The sequence below is a fragment of the Variovorax sp. YR566 genome (assembly GCF_051992195.1).
Taxonomy (GTDB): domain Bacteria; phylum Pseudomonadota; class Gammaproteobacteria; order Burkholderiales; family Burkholderiaceae_C; genus Variovorax.
Genome location: NZ_CP197092.1, coordinates 4,089,921 through 4,106,623, shown reverse-complemented (window position 1 = coordinate 4,106,623; position 16,703 = coordinate 4,089,921). Strand labels below are relative to the sequence as shown.

Sequence of the window (16,703 nt, the reverse complement as noted above, 5' to 3'; positions counted from 1 at the left end):
AAACATGTGGAGCTTGGTCGCCGTCAATGGCGCGGTCAAAACCCTCACCCAGCACCGCATGCGGATGCATGTGCAGCGGCTGGTCAAAGAGGCGGCGGCGCGTGCGGCGGCAGAGACATACCCCGAAGCCTGTTTGCCACACGCTGAAGCGCGTCGGCGCGCTGCTGCGTTGATGAACGAAATCAAGGCCAGTCAAAAGAGGGCGACTGAAATGACCGAACCCATCCTCAAACGCGCCCTCGCGCAGCCCCCAGCGCCAACAGATCAAGACGCAGTGCCAAGGCTGGGCATGCTGGGCTACGCACCCAAAAATCAGCCGAAGAAGCCGCCAGTGCGCCGCGCGCCGGGGCAGCATGCTGGCCGGAATGGAGGTGCACCGTGAGCGCGTTATTCGCTATCGAAAATGCGGCCCTCACGTGGATGCAAGACGATCTGGCGAAGTCCGGGCTCAAGCCGGAGGACTTGGTGGCCGTCGCGGTCATGGGCGAAGGGCGCACGCCGTGGCCAGACGTTCAGATCATCGATGATGGTCAGAAAGACGCTCAGAATATGGCGGTCTGGGTGTCGATGCACTATGCGTTTCCGTACTGGAATCCAGACGGTACGCCGTGCGAGCAGGTCACGGTGCGCAAGCCGCGCTTCAAAGCGAGCACCCCTTACGAAATCAGCACCAAAAAGTACGTGCGCCCATCGAAGCGAACTGCTGGTTTTTTCGCGTCGATCCCGTACATGCATCCCGGTCGAGTCGATGGCACGCCTGCCGCGATCCTCGACATCCACGAGGGCGAGAAGAAGACCGCATGCGCCGTGCTTCACGGTAGCCAGTGCGCTATCGGTATACCTGGCTGCAACAACTGGGGCGACCCCGAGAACAAGGGCCAATTGCATCCGTGGATCGTCGGCGAAGTCGCCCGCATTCAAGCCGCATGTCCCGGTCAGCGTGTGAGGGTTCGGCTCTGGCCAGATGCTGATTACAAGACCAACACGAACGTGGGGCAGGCTTATTCGGCCTTCGCTGCCGCGTTGATGGTGCTCGACGTAGATGTGGTCATCATGGATCTGTCGGGCCTGCGCGTGGGTGCGAAGTTCGATGATCTGGTGGCCGAGCTCGGTTACGAGGCTGTGATGGGTGGAGTGATCGAACAATCGACATTAACCCTGCCCGAGAACCCGGAGGCATTGGCGCGCAAATACCAGTTGATCACCCAGTCGGTCGGACGGCGTGGCGAAGAACGGCAGCTGCCGCAGGCGATTGCTTACAACTTCGACCGGCTGCTGGAGTTCCATCCGGAGTTTCGCGGTCGGCTATGGCTTGATCGGGACCGCAGGCGCGCGATGTTCGGCGATGCGGAACTGGTCGAGAACGTGGGCGACAACAACATGCTGCACTTTTTTCAGAAGCAGCTTGGTTTCAACGGCAGTGGGCGCACGATCACGAGCCAAGCGATGCGGGAGGCTATTGCCAGCCGCATCGCTCGGGATCAGCGTTCCCCGTTCAATGACCGCGTGCGCGCGTCGGCGGATCGGTTGCGCGAGACGGGCACGGAGGCAATGCAGGCCGCTGACGACGCGCTCAACGCTTGGACGTTGCGATATTTGCGCGCGCCGGACACGCCGTGGAACCGACGCTGGGGCCGGAAGTTCTTGATGGCCGTGGTGGGGCGTGCGCTTCGCCCCGGGTGCCCGATGCGCACGGCGTTTTGTCTCGCCGGACCTCAGGGTATCGGCAAGACATTCTTCATGAATAGCATTGTTGGGCAGAGCAATGTCTCGCTTGTTTCCAAGGCGAACTCGGCGGGCAAAGACCTCGCGATGACCTACGGCTCGTGCCTAGTTGCGGTTCATGACGAAATGGCCGCGCTAAGCAGCAGCGGGATCGAACACGTTAAATCCGATATCAGCACCGCGGTCGACAACATCCGCATGCCCTACGGCCGCGTGAACGTCGACATGCCCCGCCGCTGCGTGTTCTATGTGCCCGTGGACAAGCCCGACTTCCTGTTTGAAGACTCGGCAGGCATGACGCGGTTCGCGGTGCTGGACTTGCTCGATGTGGATTTCATGGGGGGCAAGTTCGACTTCGCCGGCATGGAAGCGGCGGCTGACGATCTGCTCGGAGCGGCGCTCATCGCGGTCGAGTCCTGCGAGAAATTCGATGAGGTGGACGGGGCGGCCGAGAGCGCTATGCGGCACGTGAAGACCGACCTCAACATGGAGCAGATCATCGATGTGATCGAAGGCGCCAACTTCGCACCCCGGCTCCGCAGCGGCCCATACAAAGGGCGCGTTATCACCGGCTTCAAGCTCACCGATTTAACCGAACTGATGCCCCCGGGGTTTAAGCATGCGGGCGGTGGCGCGACGGCGCTGACAAACCCGCTACGCAAGCTCGGATTCGAGCAGGCGGACCCAAACAAGAATCCGCTGGGCGAGCGGCGGCTCTGGTTCATGGAAAAGACGAAGTTTGACGCGACGTTCTCCGTGAAGGCGAAGAAATATGACGCCTAGCGCGACCCCCCCTCAAAGCGGGCGGCGACCCCCCTTCAAGCGAGTCGGACCGGGGGTAGGAAAGCGCGCCGTTGGGCCGGTGTACCCCCTGTCAAACGATTCGGACCCCGGTTCGACCCCCTGTGCGGCGGAACTGGTGGAGGGGTCGCGGAAGCCCCGCCGCGTAAGGGTTTCGACGCGCTACCCCCTGTCACCCCCTGTTCTCTTTTTAGATTTAGGAGGGAGAGAAAAAGGGAGCGCTTTGTTGCAGGAAAAGGGGAGAAAACGAACCGGGAGAAAGTTTTAGAAAACGAGGGGGGGTAGGGGGGTGACAAAGCCCGCAGCCTCATCAGCATGAACCCGCATACAGGAGCGAATATGGAAGAACCACTCATTGAATATTGGACGCCTGAAGAATGCGCAGCTGGCGTCTGCACTGAGCTTGAGATCGGCAAACTCAAGCCGCCGATGGTCGAAGCGCGCCGGTTGGCGCAGCGGGCGACTCCGAAGGCCGTAAAGGCGCTCATCGACGTGATCGAACAGGGCGAAGACCTTCAAGCCAAGGTAAAGGCCGCGTCAGCCTTGTTGGATCGTGGATGGGGTAAGCCAGATCAGCACGTCAGCACCGACAACGTGCACCGGATTGATCAAATGCCGTGGCTTAGTGCGCAGCGACACGCATATCGTCTCGGCGCTGAGGCCACGAAGCTGATCGAGAGCGGGCTGGCAATTTCTGACGCGACCCCGAAAATTGCGCCGAGCGTAGAACCCGTTCATGACGATCCCCGCTTGCCAGGGGCTGGCAGAACGCGCGATTCCGGCGAGTAGCTACCCGAGTAGCCCCGGAGCGGATCGCGGCTCCTAGCGTCTCTATTCGCGCCGACCGATCCGCTGCTAGTCCATTTGCCTAGCTGCCGCCCGTAGGTCATTGACGCTCAAGGGATACCGCATAGCGATCCGGTATCCCGGCTTCGTGTGCGCCGGTCGTTCGGAGGACTTGCATTGCGCCGGGGGCTGCCGCGACGGGGAGGGTAGACGGTTTGAAGGCTGAGACCTGCTGTCGATGCCTCATGACCCAGCACGGCCAGCTATGACCCAAGAGCCTGCTTGTCATGGGCTGGGCTGCTCATGGCTTCACATGGATACCCATGAAGCGGCGGAGGGGGTGGGTGGCTGTACTGTGTTGAGCCCCCTTCGCAAACTGGCAGTCTAAATATGCATGCAGCGTGGCAGCAAAATCATGGATTTTTCCTAGGCGGGCGCAAAAGGCCAAGCTGTGGATTTAATGCCTCCTGCGCATCCCTTGCCGCGACCATGCCTAGATTCGCTTGAGAACGTAAGTCTGCCAATGCACTAATGTTTTTCATCGTCTCGCTAAGAGTTTTTCCGCTGCTCACAGCTCTAAGGATTTGTTCGTAGTCGACAGCCCGGGAAAGGGCTCCTTCGGATTGGTTGAGTTTTTTGACTTTTGATTGCAGCTCAGCAATGAGAGTTTGGGACTGTGCATCCTGCTCTTTCAATCCATCCAGTTCTTGAAGGGCCTTGCTCATTTCTCCAAGGATTTTGCCTTTCTCTTCTCCGGCTTCAATCAGATCTTTTTCGTTGCGCTCCAAGGTTTGTATTAGTCCTCGAACAAACGCACCCATTTCATCTGCGCTGCCTGCCATCCGATTGAAAATGGCGAGAAAGAATGCAACCAACTGATTGTCCGAGAAATTTGGGTATCGCACGTTGTGATCGATCTCACTCCAGCCTTCCTCAAAGATGGTCCGTACCTGTACCTCAGTGATGACCCTTCGCCCCACCGGCTGACTTGAGAAAACGTAGTGGATTGACCGATAACCCGCAGGATGATTTTTAATTTCAAATTTACATTCTCGGAGACGATCAGTTATCGGGCTTTGATCTCCATCACGAAGATAGGCGATTGGCTCCTCTTCCAGTTGCCAAGTTCCTCTCATCGGTCTGTCAATAATAAAACAATCTTCTTTGAATAGATGAAGTGCGCGTATTCCAATTAAGTCTGTAACTATCGTGAAGTAATTGCTTTTATTGATATCTGCGTATTTGGGCTCTCCTTTGGCGCGCTTGCGAACGATTTTTCCCATTAGGTGTTCTGGATTTTTGATCCTCCAGCGGACAGAGTGCACACCTTCAAATTTTTGAATTATTTTGGCGAACAGGACAGCGGTGTCTGCAAGCTGTTCAGCCTGATCGTTGTGGTCGATTCCAATCGCAAGCAGATCGCTGAAGTCGATTTTTGCCTTTTCCCAATCTTCGCTCGTGATGCGATTTCTGAGTAAAAATGTTTCGACATTGAGTTCACTAAGATTTATTGTATTTTGGGGTTCCATGATTTCTCAATTAGGGGTAAATCCTAATTCCCTCAATTAATGATTTTAATTTACCGATTTTCGTAATTCGAGGAGAATTAAATATTCTCAGGCAATTGCGAAATGAATCGGAATTCTTTGTCATCCGTTGATTCTGAAAGTAACGGGACGTGCCCCGATAGTGGCAGGGAGCCGCTTGTTAGGGAAGATCGTTTGTGCGAATCGTTGCGGGTTTATGAAGAGTGCGCGGGGAAGGCTCAGGCTGCGCTGCTCGACGCATTCAAGGCTGACCCAGCCGCCATGGCTGTGCGCTATCCCCACTTGCGCAAAGCCCACCTGCCGCCGCTGACGCCAAACCCATGCCTCCACTCCACGTCCACCACGATTGAAGCCGCACTCGCGCAGGCCGCGTTGCCGAAGAGTGCGGCGAGAACACCGGCGCGGATGCCAACGTTCTCGCCACACCATCCAGAACATGTGCCTCTCACTCTGGATGAGGAACTGCGCCCCTACGTTTGGAACAGTCCCGAGTCAGGGTTGATCGGGCTACAGCCAGCGCTGGCTGAGTACTACGGGGTCGCGGAGGCCGCGCGCGCAGCTGAACTGCGCCTTCGCGGTCAGGAAGCGCGCGCCACCACGTATCCGCGCGCTGCAGCAACTTCCCACGCTGGTCCGCAGCCGTGGAAACCAGCAACCCCTAGGAGCTGATATGCCCCCAAACATCCACCCGAACTATCTGGCCGACGATGAGATGGCGGTGCTATCGCGCCCCGGCATCCTCACGCATTTGAGGCTGCTGCGTGAATCCAACCCTGAGGCATACCAGCACTTCGTTCGGGACATTGAGCAGTTTCGGCGTGCCGAGAGCGGGGCGCGCGCTCGGCCTGACGCAATCAACAACTCCAGCGTGACCGCTGAGGACCGCAAGGCAAATCCAGCGTGGGCAGCGGGGCTTGCGATGCCGTTCGCTCCCCGAGACACGCACCGCCCCGACCGTGCCGCCAATCCGGAGGTGCTGAGCTATCTCCGTCAGGCCAACCAACGGCTGGAGGACGAGCAGTTGACGGCCGCCCTACAGCGACAAATGGGCACGGATGCAGATCGTCCGTTGCCGCCCGAGACGTTGCGCGATCACATTGAGGCTGCGGTGAGCCTCGTGGGCTCAGGCAACGAGTAACAGGAGCAAACCATGTCTTCAATGGACTACTACGGCGATGTTGACCAATTGCCCGCCAGTTTCGGCAACACCTCCCTGATCTTGCAACAGCATCGATTGCGTGATCGCGAAGCCGATCTCAAGGAACGGATGAAGGCTGCTCGGGAGAAAGCCGCGCCGCAAGGGCAGATGGTCTCGGGCTACTACGTGCCTCCGTCCAAGACACAGATGTTGACGCCGCTGGTCGAGCAGCTTACTCAAGCGTTGGAGAAGAAGGGCTTGGATGCCGACCAGACTGGGTACGACAAGTACGAAATGCAGGCCGTCAACCGGCACATGGCCGTTAAGCCTCCGGACGATGCCCCTCAAGCAACGAAGCTCGCGTGGGCCCAGCAGGGCGCCCAAATCCCTGCGCTGCGTTCGCTGATGGTGGACTACGCCAAAGATCAACTCGTTAACGAGCCCGAGCGGGTTGCTGTTCGCGCTGATCGGAAGGAGGCCCGTGCTCAGACCATCGCGGAGTCGCAGCGAAAGCAGCAGGAAGACCTGGAATACAAGCGCGACCACGATGCAAGCAATGAGCAATTGCGCCGCGATCTTGCTGGCGACTCCAATGACCTTCGGCGCACGCTTACCGCAGCTGTCCGGGCCAATGGTGGCGGTGGAGGCGGAGACAAGGCCAGTAACTACCAAATCATTCAGGACGCCCAAGGCAACGCGGTGCGCGTCAACAAGCTGACCGGTGAGCAGTTCCCCCTCGGCGGCATCGGGCGAGAAACAGCGTCGCTCACTGCGGACCGCACGAAGCAAGGGGAGAACAAGGCCAACGCTGCCAAGGCGCTGGAAGACCTGAATGAAGCCGAGTCCCTGCTGAAGACGGCCACTGGGTCCAAGGTCGGATCGCTTCGCGACACTATCGCCGGTGCGGCTGGCTTCTCGACGGACGGTGCAAAGGCTGCGGCCGCTCTTGAGACCGTTGCGAATGGCATCGTGGCGAACATTCCCCGCATGGCCGGCCAGGTGTCGGACGCTGACTTGGCGTTTCTCAAGAAGCAAGGCGGCGACCTCGCGAACAAGGAGTTGCCTACCGAGACGCGCCTTGCTGCGCTCAAGCAGGTGCGCAGGATCATGAATCGCGCTGCGAACGGCCCGGTGCCCGCGCAGCCGCCTGCTGGACCGTCGATCCGTGACGCCGTGAGGACCGCAGCCGATCAGCAACCCGCGTCCGCTCCCAAGATTCGCGTCTACAACCCCGCCACTGGGCGACTGGAATAGGCCATGGCGAAGCTCATCGCACTCCCGGACGGCTCCACGGGCTCGTTTCCGGACGATATGGACGACGATGCGATCACCGCAGTGCTTCGTAAGCAATTTCCGCCCAAGGAGCCGAGCAAGTATGAAGCCCTGAGCACAACGGAAAGGGTGCTCGAAGGAGCGAAGGGCGCGCTGCGCAGCGTCGTTCGCCCGATGGTGCCGACTGTCGATGGCGGCATGCTGGGCGGGGTTGACCCGTCAAAGATGGATGCTGAGGGTGCTTACTACAAGCAGCACAAGAGCGAACTGGGAACAGCCGGGACGGTCGGCGAGGTCGGTGCCGATGTTGCCGCCTCCCTTGCTCCGGTCGGTGCGGCGAATCGGGCCGTGAGCGTGCTCACCAAGACCATGAATGGCCTTGCCGGCAAGTCTCTTCGTGTCGCTGGCGATGTTGGCGCCAACGCTGGATATGCCGCTGCAACCGCCGATCCAGATGAGCGCGGTTCGGCGGCGCTGGCTGGCGGGGCTGGGGCCGCTGGCGGTCGGATTCTGACTCGCACGCTCGGCGGTCTGGTTCGGCCATTCATTTCCAAGGAGGCCCAAGCGCTCATCGACGCGGGCGTGCGGCCGACTCCGGGGCAGTTGTTCGGGGACGGCCCCATTGGCAGCGCCATTCGCGGCATCGAGGACAGCGCCACGTCGATTCCCCTCGTGGGCAGCGTCATCAAATACGCCCGAGGCCGCTCCATCAGTGAATACGGCAACGCTGAAATCAACGCTGCTCTCAAGCCACTTGGTGTCATGGTCAGAGGCTCCGGTGCAGAAGCCGTCGAGCAGGCCAGCAAAGCTGTCTCCGATGCATACGACCGCGTGCTTCCGCAGACCTTCATCCAGCCGAAAAATGTGAAAACGGCGCTGTCGAGTGCCCTCGTGTCCATCGACAAAATCCCGCTCATCACGGACGAGCAGAAGGGCGCGATCATGAAATATGCCGCCCAGAAGATCATGCCGGCGATCAGCGAAGCTGCGCAGCGGGGTGGCCCGATCAGCGGTGACGTGGCGAAGGGCATTGATTCCGAAATTGGTTTTCTCGCACGCAAGCACACCAGTTCCATGAACCCGGCAGACCACCCGTTGGGCGAGGCTCTGTACCAGCTTCAAGCGTCGTTGCGAGACACAGTCGAGGGCGTGACGCCGGAGGCGATCAAGGTGCTCGGTGCTGCCCGTAGCGCATATCGCAACCTGCTGCCGGTCGTCAGCGCGGCTGATAAGAGCGCGACCGGCCAGTTCACCCCCCGCCAACTCAACCGTGCCATCGGCCAATACAACCAGACGCCCGGCGCTCTCAATCGGGCCGGTCAGAGCGTGCTGCCGAACACCGTACCCGACAGTGGGACGGCGGGCCGGGCTCTGCTGGGGGCGGCGGCTGCGGGTGGGGTATCGCTGGGCGGGCCCGCAGCCGGGGCTACGCTCGCTGCAGCGCTGTACTCTGGCCCCGGCATGTCGTTCCTGGTGAATGGTCTGCGCGGTGTCGTGCCTGACAGGTTCATTCGCCAGATTGCGTCGCTTCCACCAGCGGCTCAGCGCACAGCGCTCGAACACCTTGCCGCACAAGTGCCCGCGGTGGGGGATCGGTTGCGAGAACTAGTGCCGCAGGTGGCACGAGCCTTGTCTACCCAGCAGCCTGCGATTCAGGAGGCGCAATGACATTCATGGACCCAAATTCGATGCCGTTTGCAGGACGGCCGCACTACGAGCTGTCACCCGAGCAACTGCGGCAACGGCAGCAATGGATGGCCGACGAAGCCAACCGACTGATTGAGGCGCGACGCTCGACAGTTCGACCGAATCCTCCCGCAACCATCATGGGGCAAACGGGCTCTCCATCCGCCACGATGGGTTCGCAGGATGAATCGCAAGACGCTATCGCGGCTCAACTAATAGCTCGGCTCGCCCAACGTGATGGGAATCCCCGTGGCTTCTAACCCTCTCCAGCATGTCGCGTACCTCGGCACCCTTGCCATCGAGGACCACGTCTATATCGGCCACCTATTCGACCATCCGGAGGCCGGCCCCGATGCCTATTCGATGAGCGTGCGGTCCATAGACGCAGGGGGCAATCAGATGGTCGCCAGCATGCGAGGGCGGTTCGGGCGGCTCGACACAGCCGTCACGTGGGCGCTGCTTCAGATGCTGGAGTACATGCTCTCAGTCGGCATCGACATCGGCGATCTGGTCACGATCCACCCCGCGTCGGCGGCGGGCATCGACCAGGACCAGGTGTGCCTCGCCATCGTTGCCGAGGCGCAGCGGATTCGTGAAGAGAGCGCTGGAGCCACCAAGCACTAAGGGGCGAATGGTGGATTCAACGCCGTTCTGCACAAATGTAGAGGCGCTTTCGGACGGGAGCCCGCGAGTTTCGCCCGTAGCACCCCCCGATTCATGCGTCGTGCAAGCTGGCAGATCGTCGCTGGCAGCGACGGCGGGCGGGGAGGGTAGTCGGGTATCGTCCGGGCCGGTCGGCGCGTTTACGGGGCTCGATCTTCCGAAGGCGATTCTAGACAAGGGACCGGTCGGCCCGAACCTCCCGCCGCTGCGCCCCGGCCTGCCGTACACGCCCATCGAGGCATGCCAAGAACTGATGCTCGCCATCGTCGCTCAGGGGCTTGCTGACGACGACCTCGCCTATGTCGTGAGCCCCACGTTCATCCACCATCTTCTGTACGTGGGACTCGACCCTGATGCAGCGCTTAACATCAAGATCAAGTACCTGCGAGGCGAGATTAACGGGCGCAGCCTGAAAGCGGCATTGTGCTGCTGACCCTTGGGTGGTGACGCTCGAAGAAGGCGATATTGCTTTCAACGCGGATCAGATCCAGACGAGCGCGCGCGATCTGATTTATTAGCGCCGCCTCCATCTTCCTATGCTCCTCAATGAGAGCATTGAAGATTTGCGCTTGAGATGGCATAGACATAAGTGACCCTTGATGGAGCGATTGAGGGCCCTCGATCTTCAAGCGGCGGTGAGGCGGCGTCCACCGAGATCGCTTTTGTTGCTAGCAGTCTCTGCTAATAGCAGTTGCTATAGTTTTAGCGGCTGAATCCGAGCACAAAAGTTCCGACCATCATGGTGGATTCATCTGCCCCACGGATGTCGGAATACGCAGTTTCAGACCAATAGAACCGTCCCGTTTTCTTCATAAGGTGGACGAGACTGATCCCGCTGAAATACACCGGATTCCGAAGAACCGTGATGTATTGGTCGTCCTTCAGCACTTCAAGCTCTATGACATTGGTGCCGCCAGGGTTCACGCCAAACCACTTTCCCCGCACTTCCTTGAGTTCAGTGACGGGTTGGTCGGATTTTTTGCAAGGAAATGTTCGTTTGGCCGAGTCGTAGCTGCATGTCTGGTCGAATGTCAGCTTGTAGTCGAACGCGAATGCTGACGTAGCCGCACAGGCCAGCAAGGCACAGATTACTTTCTTCATGATCTCTTTCCTCCGTTGGTTTGGTTTTCAACCTCTGACCCTATCGAGTTGCTCGCGGAGGTATTTCGGGCTGTAGACGCCGTAGTGCTTCTCGGTGGTGGCGACATTGCTGTGGCCGAGCATCTTCGACACGGCGGGCATCGGCACTCCCTGTTCGAGCAGGATCGAGCCGAAGCTGCGCCGCAAATCGTGGGGCGTCAGGCGCTCGGTGATTCCAGCGAGCTTGAGAACCGCCTTCCACGACAGCATCGGATCGATCAGGTGGGTGCGCTTGCCGTCCCGCATTGCGCCGTTGGGGGAGGGAAACACCCATTCGTCGCTCTGGCCCTTCTGGCCCTCGAACAGTTCGACGGCCTCTTCACGCAGATGGAGTTCCATGACATGACCCGCCTTGCTCTTTTCGGCGGGAATGATCCATGTCCTGTTTTTGAGGTCAATGTTCTCCCAGCGCGCGGCGGCTAGGTTCGACCACCGCACGCCGGTGAGCATGAGCAGCCGGAAGAATGGGTAGACGTGGGGCCGAAATTGCGGGGACCTCAGCGCCTCCATGATTCGAGCTTGCTCGTCGCCGACCATGACGCGCTGCCGGGGCTTCGCCGCCTCGACCTCGATCAGTTGCGCGACGTTTTTGCCCTCGTACATGTCCTTTTTGATCGCATAGGCATACACCGTGCGCAACGCTTGAATCGACATGCTGGCCGCCCCTTTGCCGCGTTTGGGCTTCTCTCCAGTGCCGAAGGCAATTTCCCGATATCGCTCGTCCAGCTTGGCAAAGGTGATCTTGCTCAGGGGTAGTTTCAGCCAGTCGCTGAATGAACGGTTGATATGCCGCTCTGCCCAGTACCACTGGCGCGCACCCTTTTGCTTGGCCTCGACCGTGTACGCCTTGACGACACTCTCCAATGTGCCCTCGACGACCTTGTTGGATCTGCGGAGATCGGCACCTTTTTCCAGTTCCAGGGCGAGCCGCGCAGCCTCTTGCCGAGCGACCTTTACGTTCATCGAGGTGACGTTTCCGATCTTCTTGCGCACAGCCTGATTGCGCGCGCCCGACCATTTGTAGAGGGTCCATGTGCGGGCTCCCTTTGGCGAGACATACAGCCGTAACGCTGGTTGCTTTGCGTCTTGGTATTCTCCGGGCGCCTTTGTCGATGCGGTCGCGTCCGTGAAATTGATCGGCGCGTTCTTCCGCGCACGCGAGTGTGAGGAGGGGGTGGGCAGTTGAGTCATAGCTAGGAAAAAGCTAGAGAGAGGGCTAAGAACAAGTAAGAAGGCGAGTAGTAAATTCAATGGCCTCGCCGGGTATCCCCCAATGAAAACGCGATGAAAGCAAGCTAGCGAAATCTCACGAAATACCAGCTCGCTTTACCATCACGCTGCCGGCCTTTTTCTTTGGGCCGCCGAAATCACGAAGCCTCCTCGCCTTGATCCTCCCCGAACTCAGCCACGAATGGAAAACCGGCCTCTCCCTGGCGTGGAGCGGCTACATCGCGGTGTTGTCGATCTGGATCGTGATGCAGAAGCGCGCGCCGGTGTCCACGATGAGCTGGATCCTGTCGCTGGCGCTGCTGCCGTTCGCGGGCTTCGTCATCTACTACTTTCTCGGGCCGCAGCGCCTGCGAAAACAGCGGCTCAAGCGCCTGCGCAGCCGCGCCGGCGCCTCCGCCCAGGCCGACGTGGCGCGGCTGCGCGATGCGGCGCAGAACGCCCCACCGGCGCTGCAGCAGATGGCCAAACTGGGCACCGCGACCTGTGGGCTGCCAGTGTCGAGCGCCGTTGATGTCGAGTTGCTCTCGGGCGGCGCGCGCACTTTCGACGCAATCTTCGAGGCCGTGCGCGCCGCGCAGAACCACATCCACCTCGAGTACTACATCTTCGAGCCTGACAAGATCGGCACTGCCTTGCGCGACCTGCTGATCGAGCGCGCGAAGCAGGGCGTGGCGGTGCGGCTGCTGATCGACGCACTGGGCTCCAAGCGCATCGGCCGCAATTTCATGGCGCCGATGCTTGAGGCGGGCGTGAAGGTCGCGCTGTTCCACGACACCAAGATCGGCCGCCGCCTGCGCCCGGTGACCAACTACCGCACACACCGCAAGATCGTTGTGTGCGATGGTCGCATCGGCTTCACGGGCGGCGTGAACATCACCGACGAGGAAGACAAGCGCACCAACCCCGACGCCTACCACGATGTGCACCTGCGCATCGAAGGCAGCGCGGTGCGCTGGCTGCAGACCACCTTCCTCGAAGACTGGACCTACGCCACCGGCGAAGACCCGCGCGGCATGGACGACACCCTGAACGCCATGCTGCCGCAGCTGGAAGCCGGCGACATTCCCGTGCAGATCGTCACCAGCGGCCCCGACAACGCGATGGAAGCCATTCACCGAATGCACGTCGAGGCCATTCACTCGGCCACGCATCGCGCCTGGCTCACCACGCCGTACTTCGTGCCCGGCGAGCCGGCGCTGATGGCGCTCACCAGTGCCGCGCTGCGTGGCGTCGACGTGCGTCTGCTGGTGCCGCGCCGCAGCGATTCGGCCATCGTGAGCGCCGCCGCGCGCTCGTACTTCGACGAGCTCATCGCCGCCGGCGTGAAGGTCTGGGAGTACAAGGCGCGCATGCTGCATTCCAAGACCTTGGTGGTCGACGACCATTGCGCGATGATCGGCACCGCGAATTTCGACAACCGCAGCTTCCGCCTCAACTTCGAGGTGTGTGCGGTGGTTTATGGTCCGGAACTCGCCCGGCCGCTGGCGGCGCAGTTCGAGACCGACCTGCAGAGTTCCGGCGCGGTGCGCGGCAACCGGCACCAGAGTTTCTGGCGCCGCCTCGGCGACGCCATTGCGCGCTTGTTTTCACCCTTGCTCTGAATGAACCACACCTTTCTCTGGCACGACTACGAAACCTTCGGCGCAGTGCCGCGTCGCGATCGTCCCTCTCAGTTCGCCGCCATCCGCACCGACGCCGAGCTCAACGAAGTCGGCGAGCCGCTGATGATTTATTGCAAGCCCGCGCCGGACTACCTGCCCAGCCCCGAGGCCTGCCTGATCACCGGCATCACGCCGCAGGTGTGCCTGGAGCGCGGCATCCCCGAGCATGAATTCGCCGCGCACATCGAGCGCGCCTTCTCGCAGCCCGGCACGATCGGCGTCGGCTACAACACCATTCGCTTCGACGACGAGGTCACGCGCTTCCTGTTCTGGCGCAACCTGATCGACCCCTATGCGCGCGAATGGCAGAACGACTGCGGCCGCTGGGACCTGCTCGACGTGGTGCGCCTGACGTACGCGCTGCGCCCCGACGGCATCGAGTGGCCGAAGAAGGAAGACGGCAAGCCCAGCTTCAAGCTCGAAGACCTGGCGCGCGCCAACGGCCTGCTGCACGAGTCGGCGCACGATGCGCTCTCCGACGTGCGCGCCACCATCGCACTGGCACGCCTGATCCGCGACAAGCAGCCCAAGCTGTTCGACTTCGCATTCGGCCTGCACAAGAAGGACCGTGTCGCCAGCGAACTCGGCCTGCCCGCGATGCGCGAAACCGCGAAGCCCTTCCTGCATGTCTCGGGCATGTTCCCGGTCGAGCGCGGCTGCCTGGCCGTGATGTGGCCGCTGGCCAGCCATCCGACCAACAAGAACGAGCTGCTCGCCTGGGACCTTGCGTATGACCCGAGCGAGCTGCGCGACATCGACGTCGACACGCTGCGGCTGCGCCTGTTCACCCGCACGGCCGACCTGCCCGAAGGCGTGGTGCGGCTGCCCGTGAAGGGCGTGCACCTGAACAAGTCGCCGATGGTGGTCGGCAACCTGCGCACGCTGGCGCCGGCCATGGCCGAGCGCTGGGGCGTCGACCTCGACACGGCCATGCGGCATGCCGCCATCGCACGCGACCTGCCCGACATGAGCGCCATCTGGTCGCAGGTGTATGCCCGGCCAAAGGAGGCAACGCCTGACGTCGATGAAGACCTCTACGGCGGCTTCGTCGGCAACGCCGACCGCCGACGGCTGAACCAGCTGCGCGGCCTGTCGCCCGAGGAGCTGGCCAAAGACCGCACCGGCTTCGACGACGGACGGCTCGACGAGATCCTGTTCCGCTACCGCGCACGCAACTGGCCCGAACTGCTCAATGAGGACGAGGCCGAACGCTGGGAAGCCTTGCGCGTGGCAAAGCTCTTCAAGGGCGAGGGCGGGGCGCGCACCATCGAGATGTTGTTCAGCGAGGTCGATGCGCTGTCCGAGAACGCCGACGAGCGTGGCGAGGAAATCCTCGGCGCGCTCTACGAATACGCCGAGGCCATCGCGCCCGAGGCTTGATCCGCGTCGCCCATGAGCCTCTCGATCAACGCTGAACTGTCGAAGGGGCTCGAAAGCTACGGGCTGTTCCTGTCGGAAGGCTCGCTGCTGCCAACGCCATTCCGCTTCGAGACACCGGTGCGCGTGTGGCATGCCGTGCAGATGCACGGCGGGTGCTCCGTGGGCGCGTATTCGAGCATCTCGCCCGGTGCGCTGCTCGTGGACGTGCGCATGGGGCGCTATTGCTCGATCGGCGACGGTGTGCAGACCCTGTCGGATCATCCCGCCGGCTGGCTCACGACGCACATGCTGGCCTATGCGCCGAATTTTCCGGAGCCCTACCGGCACCAGTCAGTCGGTCAGTTCCCGTCGCACTCTCCAGTCGTGATCGGCAATGACGTGTGGATTGGCTCCAGGGTGAGCCTCAAGAGCGGCATCACCGTCGGCGACGGCGCAGTGATCGGAGCGGGCGCTGTGGTGACCCGCGATGTGGCGCCTTTCACCGTCGTTGGCGGCGTGCCGGCCAGGGTGATCCGCCAGCGTTTTCCCGATGCGCTCATCGAACGTATCCAGGCCTGCCCCTGGTGGGACTGGGACTTGCGCACGTTGGCGCTCGATTGGCAGCATCCTGAAAAAGCCCAGTCGACACTGGAGGCCGCCGTTGCAGAAGGTCGTCTGTCGCGCTGGAATCCCGGCTGGCGCCTGCTCGACCACGGTACGCCGCCCGCCGAGGGCCAGCCTGCGCCGCTGGTCTTTCTGCCGGGTTGATCACGCATGGAGGTATTTCGCATGACTACAGGTATTTCGCCCCTTGTCCGCACCGCGCTGGCAGCCGTCGCGATGGCCGCGGTGCTCGCCGGATGCAGCGCCTTGCCATCGGCGCCTGGTGCGGCGAAAGCCTGCGGGAGCAGCTTCGAGACCTTCGAGCGCGACACGCTCTATTTCGGCCGGGCCATTCCCTCGGGCGGCCAGGTGTCGGATGCCGAGTGGACGGGCTTTCTCGACACCACCATGACGCCGGCTTTTCCGCAGGGCCTGACGGTGATCGATGCCGCCGGCCAGTGGCGCGGCGTGTCGGGCGACGTGGTGCGCGAGCGCTCCAAGCTGGTGGTGCTGCTGCATCCGCGCAGCGACAAGGACGACGCCGCCATCGCCAGCATCATCGGCACTTACCGCCAGCGCTTCGCGCAAGAGGCGGTGCTGCAGGAGCGGCAATCCGTCTGCGTCCGCTTCTGAGGCTGCCGCGCTCAGGAGGGTTGTCCGTCGATGGCCGGCAGCCCACTCAGGTCTTCCGACCACGCCAGCGCGGAGCGGCACCAGATACGGCGACGCGGGGGCAGCAATGCGCGCTGCGCCAGTGCTCCCACGCGCAGCGCATAGCTTGGCGGTGTGTCGCTGTCCGCGGCGGCCCAGATTGGCGAGCCGCAGTTCGCGCAGAAGCCGTGTCGTCGCCGCGCGCCGCTGTCTGCCGTCTTCACGTAGGTCTTCGGCGTGCCGGTCAGCAGCCGGAAGCTGGAGGCCGGCACAGGCACCGACACGCGGTAGGCGGAGCCCGACAGCACCTGGCAGTCGCTGCAATTGCACAGCGAAACCTTCTCCGGATCGAGGTCGGCTTCGAAGGTGATCTGGCCGCAGTGACAGGCGCCTTGTACTTGCATGCGAATTCCTTTTTTCGGGGGAAGTGGGCATCGTAGG

General features: G+C 61.6%; 16 protein-coding genes. 12 read left to right on the top strand and 4 right to left on the bottom strand.

Annotated features, from left to right (window positions below; all coding sequences use genetic code 11):
- Positions 1 to 4: 4 nt before the first annotated feature.
- From ACTG4X_RS19250 to ACTG4X_RS19240, 3 genes are all read left to right on the top strand, one after another.
- Positions 5 to 382, top strand: a complete 378-nt coding sequence (locus ACTG4X_RS19250; RefSeq protein ID WP_440531656.1) for a hypothetical protein — start codon at positions 5 to 7, stop codon at positions 380 to 382.
- Complete coding sequence (locus ACTG4X_RS19245) at positions 379 to 2,508, top strand: VapE domain-containing protein (protein WP_440531655.1); 2,130 nt, start codon at positions 379 to 381, stop codon at positions 2,506 to 2,508. The genes ACTG4X_RS19250 and ACTG4X_RS19245 overlap by 4 nt, the downstream gene beginning before the upstream one ends.
- Before the next feature lie 357 nt (positions 2,509 to 2,865).
- The gene (locus ACTG4X_RS19240; RefSeq protein ID WP_440531654.1) at positions 2,866 to 3,315 is read left to right on the top strand and encodes a hypothetical protein; all 450 of its coding nucleotides are present in this window, start codon (positions 2,866 to 2,868) and stop codon (positions 3,313 to 3,315) included.
- A gap of 410 nt (positions 3,316 to 3,725) precedes the next feature.
- Here the strand turns inward: ACTG4X_RS19240 and ACTG4X_RS19235 are convergent, their stop codons facing one another.
- On the bottom strand, positions 3,726 to 4,841 hold the full coding sequence (locus ACTG4X_RS19235; protein WP_440531653.1) for a hypothetical protein: 1,116 nt from the start codon (positions 4,839 to 4,841) through the stop codon (positions 3,726 to 3,728).
- 688 nt (positions 4,842 to 5,529) lie between these two features.
- Here ACTG4X_RS19235 and ACTG4X_RS19230 point away from each other — a divergent pair.
- The 5 genes from ACTG4X_RS19230 to ACTG4X_RS19210 all read left to right on the top strand — a co-directional run bounded on the left by ACTG4X_RS19230 (position 5,530) and on the right by ACTG4X_RS19210 (position 10,051).
- Positions 5,530 to 5,997: a hypothetical protein gene (locus tag ACTG4X_RS19230; RefSeq protein WP_440531652.1), complete on the top strand. Its 468-nt coding sequence runs from the start codon at positions 5,530 to 5,532 to the stop codon at positions 5,995 to 5,997.
- A gap of 12 nt (positions 5,998 to 6,009) precedes the next feature.
- On the top strand, positions 6,010 to 7,251 hold the full coding sequence (locus tag ACTG4X_RS19225) for a hypothetical protein (protein WP_440531651.1): 1,242 nt from the start codon (positions 6,010 to 6,012) through the stop codon (positions 7,249 to 7,251).
- A gap of 3 nt (positions 7,252 to 7,254) precedes the next feature.
- Positions 7,255 to 8,937: a hypothetical protein gene (locus ACTG4X_RS19220; protein WP_440531650.1), complete on the top strand. Its 1,683-nt coding sequence runs from the start codon at positions 7,255 to 7,257 to the stop codon at positions 8,935 to 8,937.
- A 267-nt stretch (positions 8,938 to 9,204) separates the two neighbouring features.
- Positions 9,205 to 9,579: a hypothetical protein gene (locus ACTG4X_RS19215; protein ID WP_440531649.1), complete on the top strand. Its 375-nt coding sequence runs from the start codon at positions 9,205 to 9,207 to the stop codon at positions 9,577 to 9,579.
- Positions 9,580 to 9,679: 100 nt separating this feature from the next.
- Complete coding sequence (locus ACTG4X_RS19210; RefSeq protein WP_440531648.1) at positions 9,680 to 10,051, top strand: hypothetical protein; 372 nt, start codon at positions 9,680 to 9,682, stop codon at positions 10,049 to 10,051.
- A 269-nt stretch (positions 10,052 to 10,320) separates the two neighbouring features.
- Here the strand turns inward: ACTG4X_RS19210 and ACTG4X_RS19205 are convergent, their stop codons facing one another.
- Complete coding sequence (locus tag ACTG4X_RS19205; RefSeq protein WP_440531647.1) at positions 10,321 to 10,719, bottom strand: hypothetical protein; 399 nt, start codon at positions 10,717 to 10,719, stop codon at positions 10,321 to 10,323.
- Between the two features lie 27 nt (positions 10,720 to 10,746).
- Positions 10,747 to 11,949: a tyrosine-type recombinase/integrase gene (locus tag ACTG4X_RS19200; RefSeq protein ID WP_440531646.1), complete on the bottom strand. Its 1,203-nt coding sequence runs from the start codon at positions 11,947 to 11,949 to the stop codon at positions 10,747 to 10,749.
- 194 nt (positions 11,950 to 12,143) lie between these two features.
- On the opposite strand from ACTG4X_RS19200, the gene cls reads away from it, so the two are divergent.
- The 4 genes from cls to ACTG4X_RS19180 are packed head-to-tail and all read left to right on the top strand — an operon-like array spanning position 12,144 to position 16,244.
- Positions 12,144 to 13,589, top strand: a complete 1,446-nt coding sequence (gene cls, locus ACTG4X_RS19195; protein WP_097199149.1) for a cardiolipin synthase — start codon at positions 12,144 to 12,146, stop codon at positions 13,587 to 13,589.
- Positions 13,590 to 15,029: an exodeoxyribonuclease I gene (gene sbcB, locus ACTG4X_RS19190; RefSeq protein ID WP_093056969.1), complete on the top strand. Its 1,440-nt coding sequence runs from the start codon at positions 13,590 to 13,592 to the stop codon at positions 15,027 to 15,029.
- 12 nt (positions 15,030 to 15,041) lie between these two features.
- Positions 15,042 to 15,776, top strand: coding sequence for a CatB-related O-acetyltransferase (locus ACTG4X_RS19185; RefSeq protein ID WP_440531645.1), 735 nt, complete (start codon positions 15,042 to 15,044; stop codon positions 15,774 to 15,776).
- Between the two features lie 21 nt (positions 15,777 to 15,797).
- Positions 15,798 to 16,244 carry a DUF3574 domain-containing protein gene (locus tag ACTG4X_RS19180; protein ID WP_440531644.1) on the top strand — a complete coding sequence of 149 codons (447 nt, stop codon included), beginning with the start codon at positions 15,798 to 15,800 and terminating at the stop codon, positions 16,242 to 16,244.
- 11 nt (positions 16,245 to 16,255) lie between these two features.
- On the opposite strand, the gene ACTG4X_RS19175 is transcribed toward ACTG4X_RS19180, so the two are convergent.
- Positions 16,256 to 16,666: a GFA family protein gene (locus tag ACTG4X_RS19175; protein ID WP_093056967.1), complete on the bottom strand. Its 411-nt coding sequence runs from the start codon at positions 16,664 to 16,666 to the stop codon at positions 16,256 to 16,258.
- Positions 16,667 to 16,703 lie beyond the last annotated feature (37 nt).

Bases quoted from the DNA above. Each gene is read 5' to 3' on its own strand.
- ACTG4X_RS19250 (WP_440531656.1), top strand. From the start codon at position 5: ATGTGGAGCTTGGTCGCCGTCAATGGCGCGGTCAAAACCCTCACCCAG.
- ACTG4X_RS19240 (WP_440531654.1), top strand. From the start codon at position 2,866: ATGGAAGAACCACTCATTGAATATTGGACGCCTGAAGAATGCGCAGCT.
- ACTG4X_RS19235 (WP_440531653.1), bottom strand. From the start codon at position 4,841: ATGGAACCCCAAAATACAATAAATCTTAGTGAACTCAATGTCGAAACA.
- ACTG4X_RS19230 (WP_440531652.1), top strand. From the start codon at position 5,530: ATGCCCCCAAACATCCACCCGAACTATCTGGCCGACGATGAGATGGCG.
- ACTG4X_RS19225 (WP_440531651.1), top strand. From the start codon at position 6,010: ATGTCTTCAATGGACTACTACGGCGATGTTGACCAATTGCCCGCCAGT.
- ACTG4X_RS19220 (WP_440531650.1), top strand. From the start codon at position 7,255: ATGGCGAAGCTCATCGCACTCCCGGACGGCTCCACGGGCTCGTTTCCG.
- ACTG4X_RS19205 (WP_440531647.1), bottom strand. From the start codon at position 10,719: ATGAAGAAAGTAATCTGTGCCTTGCTGGCCTGTGCGGCTACGTCAGCA.
- ACTG4X_RS19200 (WP_440531646.1), bottom strand. From the start codon at position 11,949: ATGACTCAACTGCCCACCCCCTCCTCACACTCGCGTGCGCGGAAGAAC.
- sbcB (WP_093056969.1), top strand. From the start codon at position 13,590: ATGAACCACACCTTTCTCTGGCACGACTACGAAACCTTCGGCGCAGTG.
- ACTG4X_RS19185 (WP_440531645.1), top strand. From the start codon at position 15,042: ATGAGCCTCTCGATCAACGCTGAACTGTCGAAGGGGCTCGAAAGCTAC.
- ACTG4X_RS19180 (WP_440531644.1), top strand. From the start codon at position 15,798: ATGACTACAGGTATTTCGCCCCTTGTCCGCACCGCGCTGGCAGCCGTC.
- ACTG4X_RS19175 (WP_093056967.1), bottom strand. From the start codon at position 16,666: ATGCAAGTACAAGGCGCCTGTCACTGCGGCCAGATCACCTTCGAAGCC.